Origin of the sequence: Cupriavidus oxalaticus (genome assembly GCF_004768545.1) — a bacterium.
Classification (GTDB): domain Bacteria; phylum Pseudomonadota; class Gammaproteobacteria; order Burkholderiales; family Burkholderiaceae; genus Cupriavidus; species Cupriavidus oxalaticus_A.
The window spans coordinates 360517-378145 of record NZ_CP038634.1 but is presented as its reverse complement, the minus strand read 5'-3'; the positions used below and the strand labels follow the sequence as shown (position 1 = coordinate 378145).

Genomic DNA, 17629 nt, shown 5'->3' with positions numbered 1-17629 from the left:
TGTCAGTGCGTTGCTCAGGTCCGCGCCGAACCCTTCTGACGGTAGCGGTCCAGCGCCACCGCGCCGATGATCACCAGCCCTTTGATGATGTACTGCCAGATGTCCGACACGCCCAGCAGGATCAGCCCGTTGGACAGCACCGCGATGATCAGCGCGCCCACCAGCGTGCCGGCGATCGAGCCGACCCCGCCGACGAAGCTGGTGCCGCCCAGGATCACCGCGGCGATGGCATCGAGCTCGTAGGACTGGCCCAGCTGCAGGCCATTGGCCGCGTACAGCCGCGACGCCGACATGACGCCGCCCAGCCCCGACAGCAGCCCGGACACGGCATAGACGAACAGCAGCACCACCCAGACCTTGATGCCCGACAGCCGCGCCGCTTCGGCATTGCCGCCGACGGCGTAGATCTGCAGGCCCAGCACCGTGCGTCGCAGCACCAGCCACGACACCGCCACCACGGCCGCCGCGATCACCACCAGCCAGGGCACGCCCAGCAGGTCGCCGTTGCCGATGAAGGCAAAGGAGATGTCGGGGTTGTAGACGGTGCTGTCATTCCCAACCAGCCGGGCCAGTCCGCGCACTGCGGTCAGGCTGCCCAGCGTGACGATGAACGGCGGCAGTTTCATGAAGGCGATCAGCGCGCCGTTGACCAGGCCGAACAGCAACCCGCACAGCAGCGCCGCCGGCACGCTCAGCGCCGCCAGCTGCGGCATCAGCGAAACCAGCATCGCCACCACCGCGGACACCGACAGGATCGAGCCCACCGACAGGTCGATGCCGCCGGTCAGGATGACAAAGGTCATGCCCGCCGCCAGTACCAGGTTGATCGACGCCTGCTGCGCGATAATCGACAGGTTCTGCAGGCTGGCAAAGTTGTCGGTCAGCAGCGTGAAGCCGAAGCAGAGCAGCACCAGCACCGGCAGCATGCCGAGCGCGCGCAGGCGTTCCTGCGTGGTGGCGCGGCCGGCGGCGCCGGGCAGGGCGGGGCCGGTGGAAGGTGCGGCCGCGGCAGCGGCGTGGGCGGCGGGGTGGAAGGGGTTGCGCATGTTGTCTCCTTGTCGGAACGTCGTGCCTGCGTGGGCCGACGTGCTTAGGTGCATTTATGTTTTGCGATTGGCGACTGATGAACCGATTGTTTGCTCCCCTCCCGCTTGCGGGAGAGGGGAGCAAACCGCGGGGACCGTCAATGCAGTGTGGTGGGTTGAATGTCCCCACCCGCCCCGGTCGCCAGCGCAATAATCCGTTCCTGCATGCCAGCCGCATCGGCACAACCAGCCACTTCGCCGACCAGCTCGCCTTCGCGCATCACCAGCACGCGGTCGCACAGGCCGACCACCTCCGGCAGCTCGCTGGAAATCAGCAGCACGGCCACGCCCGAGCGGGCCAGCTCGTCCACCAGCCGGTAGATCTCCGCCTTGGCGCCGATATCCACGCCGCGCGTCGGCTCATCCAGGATCAGCACGCGCGGCCGCGTTTCCAGCAGCCGCGACAGCATCACCTTCTGCTGGTTGCCGCCTGACAGCGCGCCCACGTTGACCTGCGGGTGCGCCACGCGGATGCCGAGCGAGCGGATTGCCTGCGTGGTGCGCTGGCGGGCGCTGGCGCGGTTGAGCCGGCCGCCGCGCAGCGCGTCGCGGGCCGCCACGATCAGGTTGATGTTCTCGTGCACGCTCTGATCCAGGAACAGCCCCTGCAGCTTGCGGTCTTCGGTCAGGTAGGCGATGCCGGCGTCGATCGCCTGGCGCGGGCTCGAAATGGCCAGCGGCGTGCCGGCGACGAACACCGCGCCAGCGCTGCGCGCATCGGCGCCGAAGATCAGCCGCGCCAGTTCGGTACGGCCGGCGCCGACCAGGCCGGCCAGCCCCAGCACTTCGCCGGCGCGCAGGTCGAAGCTGCACGGCAGCACGCGCCGGCCATCGGACATATTGCGCACCGACAGCATGATCTCGCCCTGGCGTGTCTCGCCATGGGTCTTGGTGTAGAAGCCGGACAGGTCGCGGCCCACCATCATCTTGACCAGCGCGGCGCGGGTCAGGTTGTCGCGCTCCAGCGTGCCGACGAAGCAGCCGTCGCGCAGCACCGTGACGCGGTCGGCCAGCTCGTCGATCTCGGCCATGCGATGGCTGATGTAGATGATCGCCATGCCTTCGGCACGCAGCTGGCGGATCAGCGCGAACAGCCGGTCGGTCTCGCGGGTCGACAGCGGCGTGGTGGGCTCGTCCATCACCAGGATGCGCGTCTCGAAATGCACCGCGCGCGCAATCTCGACCAGCTGGCGCTGCGCGATCGACAGCGTATGCACCGGCGTGGCTGGCGTGAAGTCTGCCCCGAGCCGCGCCAGCGTGGCTTCGCACGCGCTGGCCATCGCGGCGCGGTCAACCATGCCATGGCGGTGCAGATGCCGGCCGAGGTAGATGTTCTCGGCCACGCTCAGGTTCGGCGCCAGGCTCAGCTCCTGGTAGATCACCGCGATGCCATGCTCGCGTGCCGCGGCCGGGCCGCCGAAAGCGACCGGCTCGCCGGCGATGCGGCATTCGGCGCCGGGATCGGCGGTGTAGGCGCCGGAGAGGATTTTCATCAGTGTCGACTTGCCGGCGCCGTTCTCGCCCATCAGCGCATGGACTTCGCCCGCGTAGACGGTCAGCTGCACATTGCTGAGCGCCTTCACGCCGGGAAAGGTCTTGGAGATATTGCGCAGCGCCAGCAGCGGCCCGGCAGCGGCGGCGCCATGGGGGCGCTGCTGCTGGGGCTGGGGCAGGGTGCGTGATGCTTCAGACCATGGCATGGCGGGCCTCCGGGACAATGGCCGAGGCGCCCTTGAGCAGCTCGGCACGCGGCGAGAAATTCATGAACATCGGCAGCGACGCCGCGCCGACCGCGCCGGCGTTGGCGCCGAAGCAGCCGCGCACCACGGTGGCGGGCGTGCGCGCTTCCGGGGCGCTGTCGTTCAGGGCCTGCTGCAGCCGGTCGATCAGCGCCGGCACCAGCCCGCCGTCGATGTCGGCGTCGAAGATCACCAGCGGCACGTCCAGCACCGCCAGCGCCGATTGCAGCGCCGGCGCCAGCGCGTCGACGCAGTCGTCGATCCATTGCGCCACCGCCGGGTGGCCCAGCTCGGCCTGGCGCTGCAGGTCGGCATGGCCGTCGACCGCCACGCCGTGATAGCGCAGGTGGCGCGTCAGCGCATTGAGCGAGGCGCGCGACAGCAGCAGGTCGCGGCGCTTGCCGGCAGGCGCCGGCGCTGACGGCAGGGTGCTGGGCGGCACCGGCATCATGGCGATGTCGCCGGCATTGCCGGAAACGCCGCGCACGCAGTCGCCGTTGATCACCACGCCGCCGCCGATGGCGGGGCCGAGGAACACATAGAGGAAATGCTGCGCGTGGTGGCGCCCGTAGAACAGCTCGGCTACCGCGGCCGCGGTGCCGTCGTTCTCGCTGAACACCGGCAGGCCAGTGACGGCGTTGAGCATCGCGGCGAAGTCGGCTTCGTCCCAGGCGCGGAAGCTTGCCTGGAAGTCCTCGCCCTGCACGTCGAGCTCGCGCAGCCACGCCCCAAGGTTATAGGGCTGCGCCACGCCGATTCCCAGCAGCCGCTTCTGCTCGCCCGGGCTGAGCCGGGCGCGCATCGCGTCGATATCGCGCCGCACCAGTTCCAGCGCCTGCTCGGGATGAGGCAGGACCAGCTGGTGCGCATGGCTGGCGAGCAGCTCGCCGGCAAAGTCCACCATCACGGTCTCGATGCTGCCGCGGTCGAGCCTCACGCCAATGCCGAAGGCGCCTTTGGCCTTGAGCCGGATCAGGCTGGCGGGTTGCCCGCGCTGGCCCTCGGTGCGGCGGCCGGCCTGCTCCACCAGGCCTTCGTCGGCCAGGGTCTGCACGATGCTGCCGACCGCGGTGTTGGTCAGCTGCGCCATCCGCGCCAGATCGGCCTTCGACGCCTCGCCGGCGCGGCGCAACGCCAGCAGCAGCGCGCGTTCGTTGTACAGGCGCAAGCTGGCGGAATTCACGCCACGGCCTGCCTTGGATGCGGTCATGTTGTCTCCGTCCTTTGGCCGACGCTGGTGGGGGCGTCGGCTCGGTATTAATTAATTCAGGTTGAATTAAAGAATACTCGACGGCAGAACTCAACTGCGGGAAAACCCGTGGGTGAAAGCGCCGCAGGCGGGCTGGAGTGGCTTTTGGAACACTGCGCTTGCGCGGCGGCGCCTGGCTGGCTAGCGTAAAGACAGACCGAAACTAGCAACCCGGAGCAAGAGATGAAGGCCCGCGCCGAGACTGGCCAGTGGAGCCGCTACTACGTGCTGGACCTGAAAAACCGGCCGGTGGAGGTGGCGGCACGTGAGGAATGGGAGCGCTGGATGGCTGAGAACGATCCGGTGTTCCGCCGCACGCTGCTGCAGGACAGCGGCGGCGTGGTCACCACGCGCTTTCGCGGACTGGCGCAGGCATCAGGGGAAGCGCCGCTGTTCGTGACCCGCGTGACTGGCATGGGGGAGCAGGACAACGAAAGCTACGGCGCGCCCACGCTCGCTGCCGCGCTGGCATTGCACGATGACATCGTGAAGAAGCTATTGCGGCAGCTCGGCGGGACGGTGCCGTAGGCGTCGGCTGCAACTCAATCCGGCAGCGCCCCGGCCTGCCGCAGCGCCGCGCGTGCAATCTCCATCCGTGCCTTGGCGTGCTCGGGTTTGAGGAGATCGAGATTGAGCGCGAACAGGTAGTTGTCTCCGCCGCGCTCCACCCATCCCACCAGCCATCCCACTGCCGGCTGCGCCGAATCGGCCCAGCCGGTCTTGGCGTGCAGCGTATAGCCTGCGGTGCGTTCTGTCACCGTCAGCCGGTCCACGCCATCGAACGCGGCCGGCGAGAACGGCAGCGTGCGCTGCACCAGCCCCTTGAGGAAATCGATCTGCTGGTTGGCTGAGATCTGCAGCCGGCCATTGAGCCAGAAGCGGTCGACCGGTCCCGAGCTGTCGGCATTGCCGTAATGCGAGGCGGTCAGGTAGCGCTGGTAGGCCGGGCTGCCGACCCGTCGCGCCAGCGCCTGGTAGGCGGGCACGCATGAGTTGGGGAAGGCCACGCGCAGCGGCACGTCGGCATTGCAGGCTTCGGGCAGGACAGCCTTGCCGCCGACCAGCCAGACCTTGCCGTCCCACGGCAGCTTGTCGTGGTCGATGTCGGCCACGGCGCCGCTGTCCAGGCCGATCAGCGAATTCATGATCTTGAAGGTCGACGCAGGCGAATACGGCCTGGCCGCGCGCGCAGCGTTGTAGGTCAGCACGCGATCGCGGCGCAGGTCGTGGACGACGATGGTGCCGCTGGTACCGGCCTGGCGGAACAGCGCTTCCGCATCGAGCGGTGCAGCTTGCGGTGCGGCGGTGGCGGGCAGGGCGCAAGAGAGCAGGGCGAGTCCCACGGCCAGCGGGGACAGCAAACGGGCGATTCGGATAGGCATGGCAGTAACGTGTTGGGTTGGATAGGAATCCTCTGGTGGCAATCCGGGCCCGGACCGTGGTGCGCAGCATAGGAGAGCGCTCCACGCACGCCAACCGCGCACGCTGTAACCTGCGTAACATGACGGCGTCGCATCCTCTCCGGCCTCCAGCCTGCTACTGCTCCAGCCCATGTCCGCTGCCTTGCTTTGCATCGACGTCCGCGCCCCCTATCGCGTCAATGGCGAGCCCGCCCGCTTCCAGTCGGTCTGGCTGCTGGCGCGCGCCTGGCATGCGCAGCGCAGCGGCGGTGATGTGACAGCGGCGGCCGTGCGCAGCGCCTTCCCGGCCGCCGCCAACCTGCGCATGCTGGTATCGCGCGCCTTCGCGGACTTTGCCCGGTGGGGCGTGACGCTGGGCTGGGGCGCGGACCGGCAACGCGATCCGGCAACGGCCAACCCCGCGCAGCGCAGCCGCGGGCCGTTCTGGATGACGGCGGCGCAGGCCCGGCAACTGCGCTTCGTCGCGCACGGCCGCACGCTGGGCCCGGCGGCGCTGGCGCGGCAGCTGGGCTTTGCCGAGGCGGGGGCGCCAGAGTCCGGCATGGCGGACGGCGCGGCCTACGTGATGCGCGACATGGCCTTCTGGAGCGAACTGACGCAGGCCATGCGCAGCGCGCAGGACGGCTATGCCGGCGCGCACGGCACCGCCGTGGCCGAAGCGTTCCGCGTGGCACAGCGCAGCGCCGGCGATCCGTTCCAGCAGGCGTTGTCGCTGCTGAAGGAAAGCCTGGCCTGGCGCCGCTGCGGCAGCCTCGAGCAGAGCCGCGCCGCGCTGGCGCGCTTTGACCGGCTGTCCCGGGCAGGCAGCCCCGGCGCCGCCGTGCCCACCTTCGCGGCGATGGCGCACGTGGTGCGCGCCTGGGCCCGCTATACGCGCGGCGACCACGACGGCGCCGGCGCCGGGCTGGCCGCGCTGCGTGCGGATCCGGAGCTATCCCCGGCGGTGCGTTACAACCCGCGCCTGCGCTTCGAGGTGCTGAACCTGGAAGGGCTGCTGTACAAGGCCGGTGCGATGGGCAAGGCCGCAGCCGGCAGCGTGGCGCCGGCGCTGTCGGCGCAGCGTGCCCTCGATGCCTTCGCGGCAGCGCTGCAAGCCGGTTACGAAGCCGATTCGGTCGACGCCGTGCAGCATGCCGCGGCCAATATCGGCCTGTGCCTGTGGCTGTTCTGGCGCCATGGGCTGGCCGACCCCGGCCGCGCGCTCGATGCCGGCGCGGTGCAGCGGCAGGCGATGCGCTGGCTGGGGTTGTCGGAATGGATCTGCGACCGCTTCGGGGTGGGCGGCGGCACCGCGTGGAACGCGATCTTCCTGTTGCGCATCGCGCGCGGCAGCTGCGGGCCGGATGCGCCCGGCGATGCTGGCGAGGGCAAGGGCGTGCAGAGCGTGGCCGCCTTTCGCCGCCAGCGCCCGCTGTCCGTAGCCGATGCCATTGATGCGCTGCGGCCCTTCCACGCGCCGTTTGCTCCGGCCAAGGGATTCGTGCGCTGGTCGGCCGTGGCCGCCTTTGCGCTGGAAGACCACGACGCGGGCCATGTCAGCCTGGGGCCGTTGCAGCTGGCCAACCTGTTGCTGGAGTCGGCCTGGTACCTGACACACGAGCAAGGCGCAACCGCCAAAGCCTGCGCGGCGGTGGAGCGGCTGGCAGCGCAGTTGCCGGCGTTGCGCGCGGCCGAGCGGGCGTTCTTTGCGGCGGAGATCCGCGCCCTGCCGCCGGAACTGCGCGACGCGGCGGCGGAGGTGGCGCGCCGGCGGCGCAAGGGATAGCGGGGGATAGCGGGATCGCCGGCGTATTCATTGCGCGGCATCGCGCGCAGCCAGCGTTCAGTCGAACAGCTCGTGCCAGATGCTCTTCTTCCGATATTGCTTCTGGTGGCGTTCGTCGTAATAGCGGTCCCCGTCATGATGACGAGCGCGGCCCCACTCATGGCCGCGGTCCCGGTCGCCGTAGCTTTGCTGGGGCGGCGCAGCGGGCGCCACGGCCTGCGTCGCTGGCACCGCGGCGACGGAACGTTCCAGGATCTTGTCGAGTTCGCCGCGGTCCAGCCATACGCCGCGGCATTTCGGGCAATAGTCGATTTCGATGCCCTGCCTTTCGGACATCACCAGTTGCGTTTGCGGGCACACCGGACAATCCATGCCTTCTCCTCGTTGCTGTCGATAAGTCGAGGTATGACCGGCCCGCCCGGCAATGGTTCGCCAGTGTGCGGCTGTCGCCTGCGCAGAGACGCGCACGCCACGTGGCGGCGTGCGGAATTTGTCGGCCGCGCCGCCGTCGAACCGGAATGCCTCAATTCGATCCCCATCGCGGACCGGCTCCTGAACCGTCCGCTTCGCCAGCATCGGCGCCGTATGGCGATGCGCCGCGCCGCCGGCCGCTGATCGGGCGCCTGGCAGCGCCGGCGATGGTGGCGGCGATCTTGTGGGCCGCCTGGCCATGGCTGCAGCCCCAGCTCGAACGCGCCATCTACGCGGTGCGGCTGGCGGCCCGCCCGGCGCCGAGCGCGCTGCCGGTTCCGGTGCAAGGCGTCGCCCCGCGCGCGCTGCGCGACACGTGGCATGGCGCGCGCTCCGGCGGGCGCAAGCATGAAGGCATCGACATCTTCGCGCCGCGCGGCCGGCCGGTGCAGTCGGCCACGGAAGGCATCGTCTCGCGCGTCGGCACCAATTCGCTCGGCGGCAAGGTGGTCTGGGTGATGGGACCGGGCCGGCAGATGCATTACTACGCGCACCTCGACGACTACGCGGCAATACGCGCCGGCGATATCGTTGCACCGGGCACGGTGCTCGGCTATGTCGGCACCACCGGCAACGCCCGCGGCACGCCGCCGCACCTGCACTACGGCATCTATGCCGCCGGGGGTGCGATCAACCCGTATCCGCTGCTGAAGCGGCCCCCGACAGCCGGCGCGCCGCGGCGCTAGCCGGGGGCTGCGCCGCGCGCAGGAGCGCGCCGGAGGAGTCAGGGCCTGGCGTCGGCCAGGGCCTTCTGGATGGCAGCGTCGGTCTGGGCGTAGTTGCCTTCGCCGAAGTGCTTGTAGACGACGTTGCCGCTGGCGTCGACAAGATACAGCGCCGGCCAGTACTGGTTGTGCCAGGCGTTCCAGGTGGCGTACTTGTTGTCCTGCGCCACCGGGTAGCGGATGTCGAAGCGCTTGATCGCCGCCTGGACATTGGCGGTGGACTTTTCGTAGCCGAACTCGGGCGTATGCACGCCGACCACCACCAGCCCCTTGTCGCGGTATTTGTCGTACCACTGGCGCACATGGGGCAGGGTGCGGATGCAGTTGATGCAGTCGTAGGTCCAGAAATCTACCAGCACGACCTTGCCGCGCAGTCCGGCAAGGGTCAGCGGTTCGGAGTTGAGCCATTTCTCGATGCCGGTGAATTCCGGCGCCTTGCCGAAATCCGCCGGCGCGGCGGCAGCGGGAGCGCCGTGGGTGGCGGCGAAGATGGTGGTGGCGGCAAGCAGGGTACGCAGGATGCGGTGCATGGTGCAGTCTCCGTGTCAGACAGTGGGGGAAGGGTTCAGCGAACAGATTCCGCTGGTGGATTCAGGTCAGCGGGGCCAGCGACGTCAGCCAAGCGACGGCGAGGGTGTCGTACTGGAAGTACATGGCGACGGCCGTGGCCACCACCAGCGCGCCGAAGCCTTGCTGCAGCCGCTGGGTATGGCGCGCCAGCCGGCGCACATGGGTGGTGGCGAACTGGCCGCCATAGGCGATCAACAGCATCGGAATAGCCGCGCCGGCGGCATACATCCCCAGCAGCGCGGCGGCGCGTTGCAGGTCCTGGGCCTTGGCCACCAGCGCCAGGATCGACGCCAGCACCGGCCCCGCGCACGGGGTCCAGACCACGCCCAGCGACATGCCCAGCACAAAGCCGCCGGCCATGCCGCTGCCGCCCACGCTGCCGAGCCGGTCCGCCAGGCGCTCGGCGATACCGCCGAACGGCCCCGTCAGCCGCGCGAAGCCGGCCGGCCACAGCCGCGCCAGTCCGGTCGCCAGCAGGAACAGGATGGCGGCGTTGCGCACCACCCCGTGGGCGTCGGCAAAGGCGCTGGACAGCGCGCCGAAGGCAATGCCGAAGGCCGAGAACGCCGTGACGAAGCCCAGCGCGATGGCCAGCGGGCGCAGGCGGTCCGACTGGCCCAGGGAAGCGCCGAGCAGCATCGGCAGCACCGGCAGCACGCACGGCGAGGCGATCGTCAGCACGCCGGCGAGGAAGGCAAGCAGTGCGTCGATCATTGGCGGCTCCTGCGGGGGCGCGGCGCGGCACACCGCGCGGCAGGGGCAGGCAGGGCAAGGCAGCAGGTCATCGTCGGGCTCCGGTCGGGTCGATGACCGCATTGGAGCGCCCGCGCGTATCCCGCTTGTTTCCGGGCAGCGGCCGGAATGCAAGATTTCATGTCCGGCGCCGCGCCAGATACAGTGCGATACAAAGTGGCGGGTTGGCCGCAGGCACTGAGCGCGTCAGCGGCCTGGAAATGGGCATCGACGGCCAGGTGGCCCGCTGGGGCCGGTGAAATGCCGCCAAAGGGCGGCATTTCTACCACCATAAATCCGCCATTGGGCTGATTTATCGAATTCCGGACACCTGCCAGCCAGCGAATAATCAAGATATTCGTGCGCGAGGAGTTATGTCGGACATTACCTGATACCCCGCCAAATCCGCCCCGGAAACTCCCGCTTTACCCCCCCCGCTTTACCGCGGCTCTCGCGACACCAGGCCAGGCAAGGCGCCTGGCCAGAACCGAGTAATGTTTCCCCCGAACGGGTATTGTCCCGAGCCGCGGAATGCGGCAAGAATTCGCCCCGGGAATTTGATGCAAGCTGTAAATGTGTTTGCGAATGTTCACGATTTGATTTTCGCCACGCGCTTACACTTTCCCCCGATTTGCGGCAACGCACCCCGCCACCGGCGGAGGTAGCGTCTGCACGACGCCATGCCCATCGCGGGCTGGCCATCCGGCGTGGTTCCTCGGTACCCGCCGGATCCCGTAGGCCTGTCCTGCCGCCTCTCTCCTGCGGCCAGGCCCGATCGGGTTCCGTGTCTCCGTGCCGCATGTCATCTGCCGATAACGGACCCCAGGCGCGCGCCCGCTTCCAGCAGGCGAGCCGGCGCTCGGGCATAGATGAGACAGGCTGCGGATCCCATGGATTCACTGATGACGCAACCTTCGTGCGCCGGCACCGGTCCCGCCCGGCGCAAGGCCTTGCGCCGGCGCATGCCGGCCGGGCTCGCGGCCGGGCTGGCGGCGGCACTTTGCTGCATGCCGGCCCCCGCGCAGGCTGACGCCGAATACGCCGAATACGAAGCCCTGATCCAGCGCGCCCGCGCCGGCGACTACGGCAGTGCGCTGGCAATGCTGCGCGAGCGCGTGGCCAGCGCTCCCTCGGACCGGCGCGCGGCGTTTGACCGGATCATCATCGCCGGCTGGGCCGGCCGTTCCGACGAGGTGCTGGCCGCCTACGGCGAACTGGAGCAGGCGGGCGCCACGCGCACCGCGCCGCCGCAGGTGCTGGCCGCGGCGGCGGGCGCGCTGCGCGACCAGAAGCGCTGGGACGAGGCGCTGGCACGCTACCGCGAAGGACGCCAGCGCTACCCCGCCGAGCCGGTGTTCGCGCTGGGCGAGGTCGGCGTGCTGGCCGACAGCGGACAGGCCGCGGAAGCCGTCAGCGCTGGCCAGGCCCTGGTGCGCAAGCAGCCGTATGATGTCGACAGCCGCCTCGCGCTGGCCTATGCGCAGGCCCGCGCCGGCGAACCTTACGAGGCCCTGTTCGAGGCCGACCAGGCCTATACCCGCGCACCCAAACGCGCCGACGCCGTGCGCGCCTATGTGGGCGCGCTGCAGCGCGCCGGGCTGCCCGATGCCGCGCTGCGCGTCGCCGGCGAGCAGCCGACACTGGTCGACACCGCGGCCCGGCAGACGCTGGAACTGGACGCCGCCGCCGAACTGGTGCGGCTGGCCGACATGCCCACACGGATGGAAGCCGAGCGCTTTGCCATCGCCGACCGCGCGCTGGCGCGCTATGACGCGCTGCTGCCCGCACTGCAGGGGCAGGGCAACAAGGAAGGACAAAGCGAGGCCCTGTACCGCCGCGCCCGCATCGACCGCCTCGGCGCGCTGCATGCGCGCTTGCGCATGCAGGACGTGGTCGACAGCTACGAGGCGCTGCGCGCCGAGGGTGTCGCCGTGCCCGTCTACGTGCTGGGCGACGTGGCCTCGGCCTACCTCTACCTGCGCCACCCCGAGCAGGCCGCCGAACTGTTCCGCCAGGTGCGCGAAGCCTATCCGCCCGGACTCGACCCCGAAACGCGCCTGAAGGCCCAGACCGGCCTGTACTACGCCAACGCCGAAGCCGAAGCCTTCGACCCGGCGGGCGAGGCGGTGAGCGAGGCCCGCGCCGAGCAGCCGCAATGGCGCCGGGTGCGCGGCCAGCCGGCGCGCCAGCCCAACGAACTGTGGCTGTCCGCCGAGCAGACCGCCACGCTCGCGCTCCTGCAGGCCGGCGACACCCAGCAGGCCCAGCAGCGCACGGAAGACCTGGTGCGCAACGCGCCCGGCCATTCCGGCCTGCGCGTGGGCCTGGCCAATGTCTACCTGGCGCGCGGCTGGCCGCGCGCCGCCGAGCAGGAACTGAAGGCCGCCGAAACGCTGGCGCCGCGCGCGCTCGCGGTGGAAGTGCAGCAGGGCCACGCCGCGCTCGACCTGCAGGAATGGCGCCAGGTAGAAATGCTGCGCGACGATACCCTGGCGCGCTTCCCTGATGACCTGGCCGCCCGCCGCCTGGCGCGCGAATGGGCCGTGCACAACAAGGCCGAGCTGCGCATCGAAGGCTATCGCGGCCTGGCCAACGACAGCCCGGTGGTGGGCGACGGCAATTTCGGCATCGAGTCGGTGCTGTACACGCCGCCGATCAACTATGACTGGCGCGCCTTCGGCGGCGTGGGCTATGCCACCGGCCGCTTCGACGAAGGGCGTGTCGACTACCGCTGGGGCCGCGCCGGCGTGCAGCGGCGCGTGCGCGACCTGACCGTCGAGGCCGAGCTGTCGATGCACGGATATGGCTATGGCGCGCGCCAGGGCGGCCGGGTGGCGGTGGACTATGACCTGGATGACCGCTGGCGCATCGGCGCCTCGGCCGCGATGCGCTCGACCGCCACGCCGCTGCGGGCGCTGCTCAACGGCATTTACGCCAACAACGTGCAGGTCTACGGCCGCTGGCGCGCCAGCGAAGCCAGCGAGTGGATGCTGACGGTGGCGCCGTCGCACTTCAGCGACGGCAATGACCGGCTCGAAGGCGGCATCTCCGGCGTGCAGCGGATCTACGCCGCGCCGCACCTGAAGGCCGACCTGCTGGTGGACCTGTGGAGCTCGCGCAACAGCCGCACCGACGTGCCGTACTACAGCCCGCGCGCGGACCTGACGGTGTTGCCGTCGGCCCGGCTCACGCACACGCTGTACCGCCGCTACGAGACCGCCTGGGAGCAGCAGTTCCTGGGCGGCGCCGGCACCTACAGCCAGCAAGGCTTCGGCACCGGCGCGATCCTGCTGCTCGGCTACGGCCAGCGCTACCGCACCAACGACGTGTTCGACGTGGGCGCCACCGTCACCGCCAGCAGCCGGCCCTATGACGGCCAGCGCGAGCGCGAACTGCGCATCGTGTTCGACCTGACCTATCGATTCTGACCCGGACCCCCGCCATGACACGATTCCCGCTGAGCGCCTGGCGCCGCCTGTTCTGGCTGCTGCTCGCCGCATGCCTGCTGGCCGGCTGCGCCAAGGACATTCCGGTGTTCACGCCGCCGGCGCAGCGCCCGCTCGCCGCCGCCGAACAGCCCTGGCCCGGCAACCACCTGGTGGTGCTGGCCTACCACGACGTCGAAGACAGGGACCCCGACCAGGCCTACCTGAGCGTGCGTACCGACCACCTGATCGGCCAGTTGGCGTGGCTGCGCGAGAACGGCTACCAGGCGGTCTCGGTCGACCAGGTGCTGGCCGCGCGCCGCGGCGGCAAGCCGTTGCCGGCGCGCGCGGTGCTGCTGACCTTCGACGACGGCTACCGCAGCTTCCATGCGCGCGTGCTGCCGATCCTGAAGGCCTACCGCTGGCCCGCGGTGCTGGCGCCGGTCGGTGCGTGGCTCGACACGCCAGCGGGCCAGCCGGTCGATTTCGGCGGCACGCCGACCGCTCGCGACCGCCTGCTGACGTGGCAGCAACTGCGCGAGATTTCCGCCTCCGGGCTGGTCGAGATCGGCGCGCACACGGACGCCTTGCACTACGGCATCAACGCCAATCCGCAGGGCAATACCGAGCCGGCCGCGGCGGTGCGCGCCTTCGATGCCGGCACCGGCCGCTACGAGACCGACGCAACCTACGCGGCGCGCGTGCGTACCGACATGCAGCGCATCACGAAGAAAGTCCATGCCGTCACCGGCAAGCCGGTGCGCGTCTGGGTATGGCCGTACGGCGCCGAAGGAGGCACCGCGCTGCGCATCGTCGGCGAGAACGGCTACGAGATGGCGCTGACGCTGGAAGACGGCCTGGCCAGCGTCGACAAGCTGATGTCCGGCCCGCGCATGCTAGTCACCGGCGATCCCGGCGTGCCCGGCTTCGCGCAGTCGGTGGCGACGATGGAAGAGCCGAGCGCCATGCGCGTCGCGCACGTCGACCTGGACTACGTCTATGATCCGGACCCGGCCCAGCTCGATCGCAACCTCGACCGGCTGGTGCAGCGCATCTACGACCTCAAGATCAACACGGTTTTCCTGCAGGCCTTCTCCGACGAAGATGGCAGCGGCCTGGTCCGGTCGGTGTACTTCCCGAACCGCTGGCTGCCGATGCGCGCGGACTTGTTCAACCGCGTGGCATGGCAGCTCGGCAACCGCGCCAAAGTCAAGGTCTACGCCTGGATGCCGGTGCTGAGCTTCGACATGGACCCGTCGCTGCCGCGCGTGACCCGCTGGGACCCGGCCACCAATCGCGCCGGGGTCGACGCGAAGCAATACCGCCGCCTGTCGCCGTTCGACCCGGTGGCGCGCCAGCGCATCGCCGAGGTCTATGAAGACCTGGCCCGGCACGCCTTCTTCCAGGGCCTGCTGTTCCACGACGACGCCACCCTCAGCGATTTCGAGGACGCCAGCGCGCCGGCACTGGCGGCGTACCGCAAGGCCGGGCTGCCGGACAACATTGCCGCGCTGCGCGCCGACCCGGAAACGGTGCAGCGCTGGACGCGCATGAAGAGCCGTGCGCTGGTCGATTTCACGCAGGAACTGACGCAGCGTGTGCGCGCCATCCGCGGCCCGGCGATCAAGACCGCGCGCAATATCTTCGCCATGCCCATCCTGCAGCCGGACAGCGAAGCCTGGTTCGCGCAGAACCTCGACGACTTCCTGGCCGCATACGACTGGACCGCGCCGATGGCGATGCCGTACATGGAGCAGGTGCCGCGCGGCCACGAGCACCAATGGCTCGACCGCATCGTCGACGCGGTGGCGCAGCGCCCCGGCGCGCTGCGGCGCACGGTGTTCGAGCTGCAGGCGCGCGACTGGCGCAAGCCAGAAGGTGGGGTTGCAGGCGCAGTCGACAGCAAGGTGCTGGCCGGCTGGATGCAGCGCCTTCAGCGGCGCGGCGCGCGCAGCTTCGGCTACTACCCCGACGACTTCCTGAACAACCAGCCCCGGCTCGACTTGATCCGCCCGGCGCTGTCTAACGCCTGGTACCCCGCACCATGATCGAAAGACTGTTTGCCCTGGTTATCCTGTGCCTCGCGCTGGCGCTGCCGTTCGCGCTGGCCGCGCTTGCCACCGGCGACCTGCTGCTGGCCTTCGTGTTCTTCTATCCGCTGTTCATGTCCGGCTTGTGGATGGCCGGCGGCGTGTACTTCTGGCTGCATTGGGAGCGCGAGTGGCGGGGGGGCGAGCAGCGCGAGGCGCCGCAGGTGCCCGGCACACCGTTCATCTCGATCCTGGTGCCCTGCTACAACGAAGAGCAGAACGGCGAAGAGACGCTGCTGGCCGCGCTGGGACAGCGCTATCCCAAGTTCGAGGTGATCGCCATCAATGACGGTTCGCGCGACGGCACCGGCGCCGTGCTGGAAGCGCTGGCGCAGCGCCATGAGCGGCTGCGCGTGGTGCACCTGGCGCAGAACCAGGGCAAGGCCATGGCGCTGCGCATGGGCGCGCTGGCCGCGCGCGGCGAATACCTGGTCTGCATCGACGGCGACGCGGCGCTGGATCCCGACGCCGCGGCCTACCTGGTCGCGCCGATGGTGGCCAACCCGCGCGTGGGCGCGGTCACCGGCAACCCGCGCATCCGCACGCGGTCCACGCTGGTGGGGCGCATCCAGGTCGGCGAGTTCTCGTCGATCATCGGGCTGATCAAGCGCACCCAGCGCGTCTATGGGCAGGTCTTTACCGTGTCCGGCGTGGTCGCCGCGTTCCGCCGCCGCGCGCTGGACCGCGTCGGCTACTGGAGCCTGGACATGATCACAGAGGACATCGACATCAGCTGGAAGCTGCAGCGCGACCACTGGTCGATCTTCTACGAGCCGCGCGCACTGTGCTGGATCCTGATGCCCGAGACCGTGCGCGGCCTGTTCAAGCAGCGGCTGCGCTGGGCCCAGGGCGGCGCCGAAGTGTTCATGAAAAACGTGCGCTCGATCTGGATCTGGCGCCACCGCCGGCTGTGGCCGCTGATGGCGGAGTACTGCCTGTCCGCGGGCTGGGCCTTTGCCTTTGCCATGTCGATCGTACTGTGGGCGCTGGGGCACTTCGTCGAGCTGCCGGAGCATATCCGCATCCAGAAGCTGATGCCGCCGGGCTTTACCGGCATGGTGCTGGCGGCGGTCTGCATATTGCAGTTCATGATCAGCGTGGCGATCGACCGCCGCTACGAGCCGCGCCTGGGGCGCACGCTGTACTGGATCATCTGGTACCCGCTGGCGTACTGGCTGGTCGGCATGTTCACCACGCTGCTGGCCTTTCCCAAGGTCATGCTCAAGACCCGGCGCAAGCGTGCGCGCTGGGACAGTCCCGATCGCGGCATCCAATCGATGAAATCGTCATGAATCCCGACAACATGATCATCCGTACCCGGCGCGCACCGCTGCGCTGGGCGTTCGACGCGGTGCTGACCGCGCTGGCGTGGACCGGGTTCTTCTACCTCTTCGCCAGCGGCATCCGCGACATCCTGGCGGGAGCGTCGTCCGGCCTCGACGTGCCGTTCTGGTCCGCGATGATGCCCACCATGGGCACGCTGTCGGTGTACGTGCTGGTGGGCGTGTTCAATGGCGTGGTGCTGTTGGTGTGGGCCCTGTACAACCAGATCCGCTTCGCCGGCATGGACCGCCGCAAGCCGCTGCCGCCGCTGGGCGGCGATGAGCTGGCGGCCAGCTTCGGCCTGCCGGAACAGCGCGTCGAGGCGCTGCAGCAGGCCAAGGTGGCGGTCGTCGACCACGACCACGACGGCGGCATCGCCGGCGTGCGCGTCTTCCATGCGAGCGGCTCCCCTTGTGTGGGCGCTTTCCGGAGGAAAAGCGTCGACCCGGACAACGGGTAATCCATTAGTCGCGACCTTGTTTATTTACTCCGGATAATCGCTTATAAATACGTGACATGCTGCGGCTGATGTCACGCATCATGACTCCGCCCGCCGGGACGCCTGCGGGCCTTTTTTTATCCTCGATTATTCCTGATCGATATTAATCAGGAATCTTATTTTGCCCGTTTCTGATTCGGGCTGGTGAAAACCCTGATTTTTCCCGAAACATTACAAAATCGCAATGTTTCTCGGCTGGCCAGCATTTGACATGCTTTTGCCATGGCCGTCAATACTTCCATGAAAGGCGCGCGGCTATTGGGTTACAGGAATGTGACGCGTTTATTCATACGCCTTTCGCACTGATGCGGAAATGACCTGAATCCGGTGTTATAGCCATATTCCTCATTAATCAGCGGGCTAGTGAAAACCCTGCGCCGGTTCGTCTTGAACTCGCTTGATATATCACATACTGTGTATCCCATCGCATCTCGTAGTTTTGAAAACAGGTGAGTGCGGGAGACGTCGATATGGCGTCGCAATAAAAGGCAGTAAATGCCAACGACACAGGAGACAGAAAATGCCAGGAGCCACC

14 protein-coding genes are annotated in these 17629 nt (G+C 68.9%); 7 read left to right on the top strand and 7 right to left on the bottom strand.

The window, feature by feature from the left end; translation table 11 throughout:
• Positions 1-14: 14 nt before the first annotated feature.
• The 3 genes from E0W60_RS01670 to E0W60_RS01660 form a co-directional block, all read right to left on the bottom strand.
• Positions 15-1046 carry an ABC transporter permease subunit gene (locus tag E0W60_RS01670; RefSeq protein ID WP_135702812.1) on the bottom strand — a complete coding sequence of 344 codons (1032 nt, stop codon included), beginning with the start codon at positions 1044-1046 and terminating at the stop codon, positions 15-17.
• A 137-nt stretch (positions 1047-1183) separates the two neighbouring features.
• Complete coding sequence (locus E0W60_RS01665) at positions 1184-2785, bottom strand: sugar ABC transporter ATP-binding protein (RefSeq protein ID WP_240745808.1); 1602 nt, start codon at positions 2783-2785, stop codon at positions 1184-1186.
• Entirely contained in the window at positions 2772-4034 is a 1263-nt protein-coding gene (locus E0W60_RS01660; RefSeq protein WP_135702811.1) for an ROK family protein, read from the bottom strand. The genes E0W60_RS01665 and E0W60_RS01660 overlap by 14 nt, the downstream gene beginning before the upstream one ends.
• A gap of 222 nt (positions 4035-4256) precedes the next feature.
• On the opposite strand from E0W60_RS01660, the gene E0W60_RS01655 reads away from it, so the two are divergent.
• Positions 4257-4601 (top strand): hypothetical protein, encoded by a 345-nt coding sequence (locus E0W60_RS01655; protein WP_133094548.1) that lies wholly within the window; start codon positions 4257-4259, stop codon positions 4599-4601.
• Between the two features lie 14 nt (positions 4602-4615).
• On the opposite strand, the gene blaOXA is transcribed toward E0W60_RS01655, so the two are convergent.
• Complete coding sequence (blaOXA, locus tag E0W60_RS01650) at positions 4616-5455, bottom strand: OXA-1206 family carbapenem-hydrolyzing class D beta-lactamase (protein ID WP_135702810.1); 840 nt, start codon at positions 5453-5455, stop codon at positions 4616-4618.
• Between the two features lie 169 nt (positions 5456-5624).
• Here blaOXA and E0W60_RS01645 point away from each other — a divergent pair, with 169 nt between their 5' ends.
• Entirely contained in the window at positions 5625-7259 is a 1635-nt protein-coding gene (locus E0W60_RS01645; RefSeq protein ID WP_135702809.1) for a hypothetical protein, read from the top strand.
• A 57-nt stretch (positions 7260-7316) separates the two neighbouring features.
• Here E0W60_RS01645 and E0W60_RS01640 read toward each other — a convergent pair whose 3' ends face one another.
• Positions 7317-7631: a zf-TFIIB domain-containing protein gene (locus tag E0W60_RS01640; RefSeq protein ID WP_135702808.1), complete on the bottom strand. Its 315-nt coding sequence runs from the start codon at positions 7629-7631 to the stop codon at positions 7317-7319.
• 266 nt (positions 7632-7897) lie between these two features.
• Between E0W60_RS01640 and E0W60_RS01635 the strand changes: the two genes are divergently transcribed.
• On the top strand, positions 7898-8416 hold the full coding sequence (locus E0W60_RS01635) for a M23 family metallopeptidase (protein WP_133094739.1): 519 nt from the start codon (positions 7898-7900) through the stop codon (positions 8414-8416).
• A 38-nt stretch (positions 8417-8454) separates the two neighbouring features.
• On the opposite strand, the gene E0W60_RS01630 is transcribed toward E0W60_RS01635, so the two are convergent.
• Both E0W60_RS01630 and E0W60_RS01625 read right to left on the bottom strand, forming a co-directional pair.
• Positions 8455-8985: a thioredoxin family protein gene (locus E0W60_RS01630; RefSeq protein ID WP_133094552.1), complete on the bottom strand. Its 531-nt coding sequence runs from the start codon at positions 8983-8985 to the stop codon at positions 8455-8457.
• Positions 8986-9046: 61 nt separating this feature from the next.
• Positions 9047-9739: a cytochrome c biogenesis CcdA family protein gene (locus E0W60_RS01625; protein ID WP_135702807.1), complete on the bottom strand. Its 693-nt coding sequence runs from the start codon at positions 9737-9739 to the stop codon at positions 9047-9049.
• A gap of 920 nt (positions 9740-10659) precedes the next feature.
• Between E0W60_RS01625 and pgaA the strand changes: the two genes are divergently transcribed.
• Genes pgaA through pgaD form a run of 4 tightly spaced genes read left to right on the top strand, consistent with a single transcriptional unit; the run spans position 10660 to position 17055 of the window.
• Positions 10660-13185 carry a poly-beta-1,6 N-acetyl-D-glucosamine export porin PgaA gene (pgaA, locus tag E0W60_RS01620; protein ID WP_240745807.1) on the top strand — a complete coding sequence of 842 codons (2526 nt, stop codon included), beginning with the start codon at positions 10660-10662 and terminating at the stop codon, positions 13183-13185.
• A 14-nt stretch (positions 13186-13199) separates the two neighbouring features.
• Entirely contained in the window at positions 13200-15230 is a 2031-nt protein-coding gene (gene pgaB, locus E0W60_RS01615; protein WP_167884540.1) for a poly-beta-1,6-N-acetyl-D-glucosamine N-deacetylase PgaB, read from the top strand.
• Positions 15227-16564 (top strand): poly-beta-1,6-N-acetyl-D-glucosamine synthase, encoded by a 1338-nt coding sequence (gene pgaC, locus E0W60_RS01610; protein WP_135702805.1) that lies wholly within the window; start codon positions 15227-15229, stop codon positions 16562-16564. The genes pgaB and pgaC overlap by 4 nt, the downstream gene beginning before the upstream one ends.
• Positions 16561-17055, top strand: a complete 495-nt coding sequence (gene pgaD / locus E0W60_RS01605) for a poly-beta-1,6-N-acetyl-D-glucosamine biosynthesis protein PgaD (RefSeq protein ID WP_135702804.1) — start codon at positions 16561-16563, stop codon at positions 17053-17055. Before pgaC ends, pgaD begins: the two co-directional genes overlap by 4 nt.
• Positions 17056-17629: the final 574 nt, after the last annotated feature.

What these genes read in the sequence shown, in the direction of transcription:
- E0W60_RS01665 (WP_240745808.1), bottom strand. Translation starts at nt 2,785, where the DNA reads ATGCCATGGTCTGAAGCATCACGCACCCTGCCCCAGCCCCAGCAGCAG.
- pgaB (WP_167884540.1), top strand. Translation starts at nt 13,200, where the DNA reads ATGACACGATTCCCGCTGAGCGCCTGGCGCCGCCTGTTCTGGCTGCTG.
- E0W60_RS01655 (WP_133094548.1), top strand. Translation starts at nt 4,257, where the DNA reads ATGAAGGCCCGCGCCGAGACTGGCCAGTGGAGCCGCTACTACGTGCTG.
- E0W60_RS01640 (WP_135702808.1), bottom strand. Translation starts at nt 7,631, where the DNA reads ATGGATTGTCCGGTGTGCCCGCAAACGCAACTGGTGATGTCCGAAAGG.
- pgaC (WP_135702805.1), top strand. Translation starts at nt 15,227, where the DNA reads ATGATCGAAAGACTGTTTGCCCTGGTTATCCTGTGCCTCGCGCTGGCG.
- E0W60_RS01645 (WP_135702809.1), top strand. Translation starts at nt 5,625, where the DNA reads ATGTCCGCTGCCTTGCTTTGCATCGACGTCCGCGCCCCCTATCGCGTC.
- pgaD (WP_135702804.1), top strand. Translation starts at nt 16,561, where the DNA reads ATGAATCCCGACAACATGATCATCCGTACCCGGCGCGCACCGCTGCGC.
- E0W60_RS01635 (WP_133094739.1), top strand. Translation starts at nt 7,898, where the DNA reads ATGGTGGCGGCGATCTTGTGGGCCGCCTGGCCATGGCTGCAGCCCCAG.
- E0W60_RS01660 (WP_135702811.1), bottom strand. Translation starts at nt 4,034, where the DNA reads ATGACCGCATCCAAGGCAGGCCGTGGCGTGAATTCCGCCAGCTTGCGC.
- E0W60_RS01630 (WP_133094552.1), bottom strand. Translation starts at nt 8,985, where the DNA reads ATGCACCGCATCCTGCGTACCCTGCTTGCCGCCACCACCATCTTCGCC.
- pgaA (WP_240745807.1), top strand. Translation starts at nt 10,660, where the DNA reads ATGACGCAACCTTCGTGCGCCGGCACCGGTCCCGCCCGGCGCAAGGCC.
- E0W60_RS01625 (WP_135702807.1), bottom strand. Translation starts at nt 9,739, where the DNA reads ATGATCGACGCACTGCTTGCCTTCCTCGCCGGCGTGCTGACGATCGCC.
- blaOXA (WP_135702810.1), bottom strand. Translation starts at nt 5,455, where the DNA reads ATGCCTATCCGAATCGCCCGTTTGCTGTCCCCGCTGGCCGTGGGACTC.
- E0W60_RS01670 (WP_135702812.1), bottom strand. Translation starts at nt 1,046, where the DNA reads ATGCGCAACCCCTTCCACCCCGCCGCCCACGCCGCTGCCGCGGCCGCA.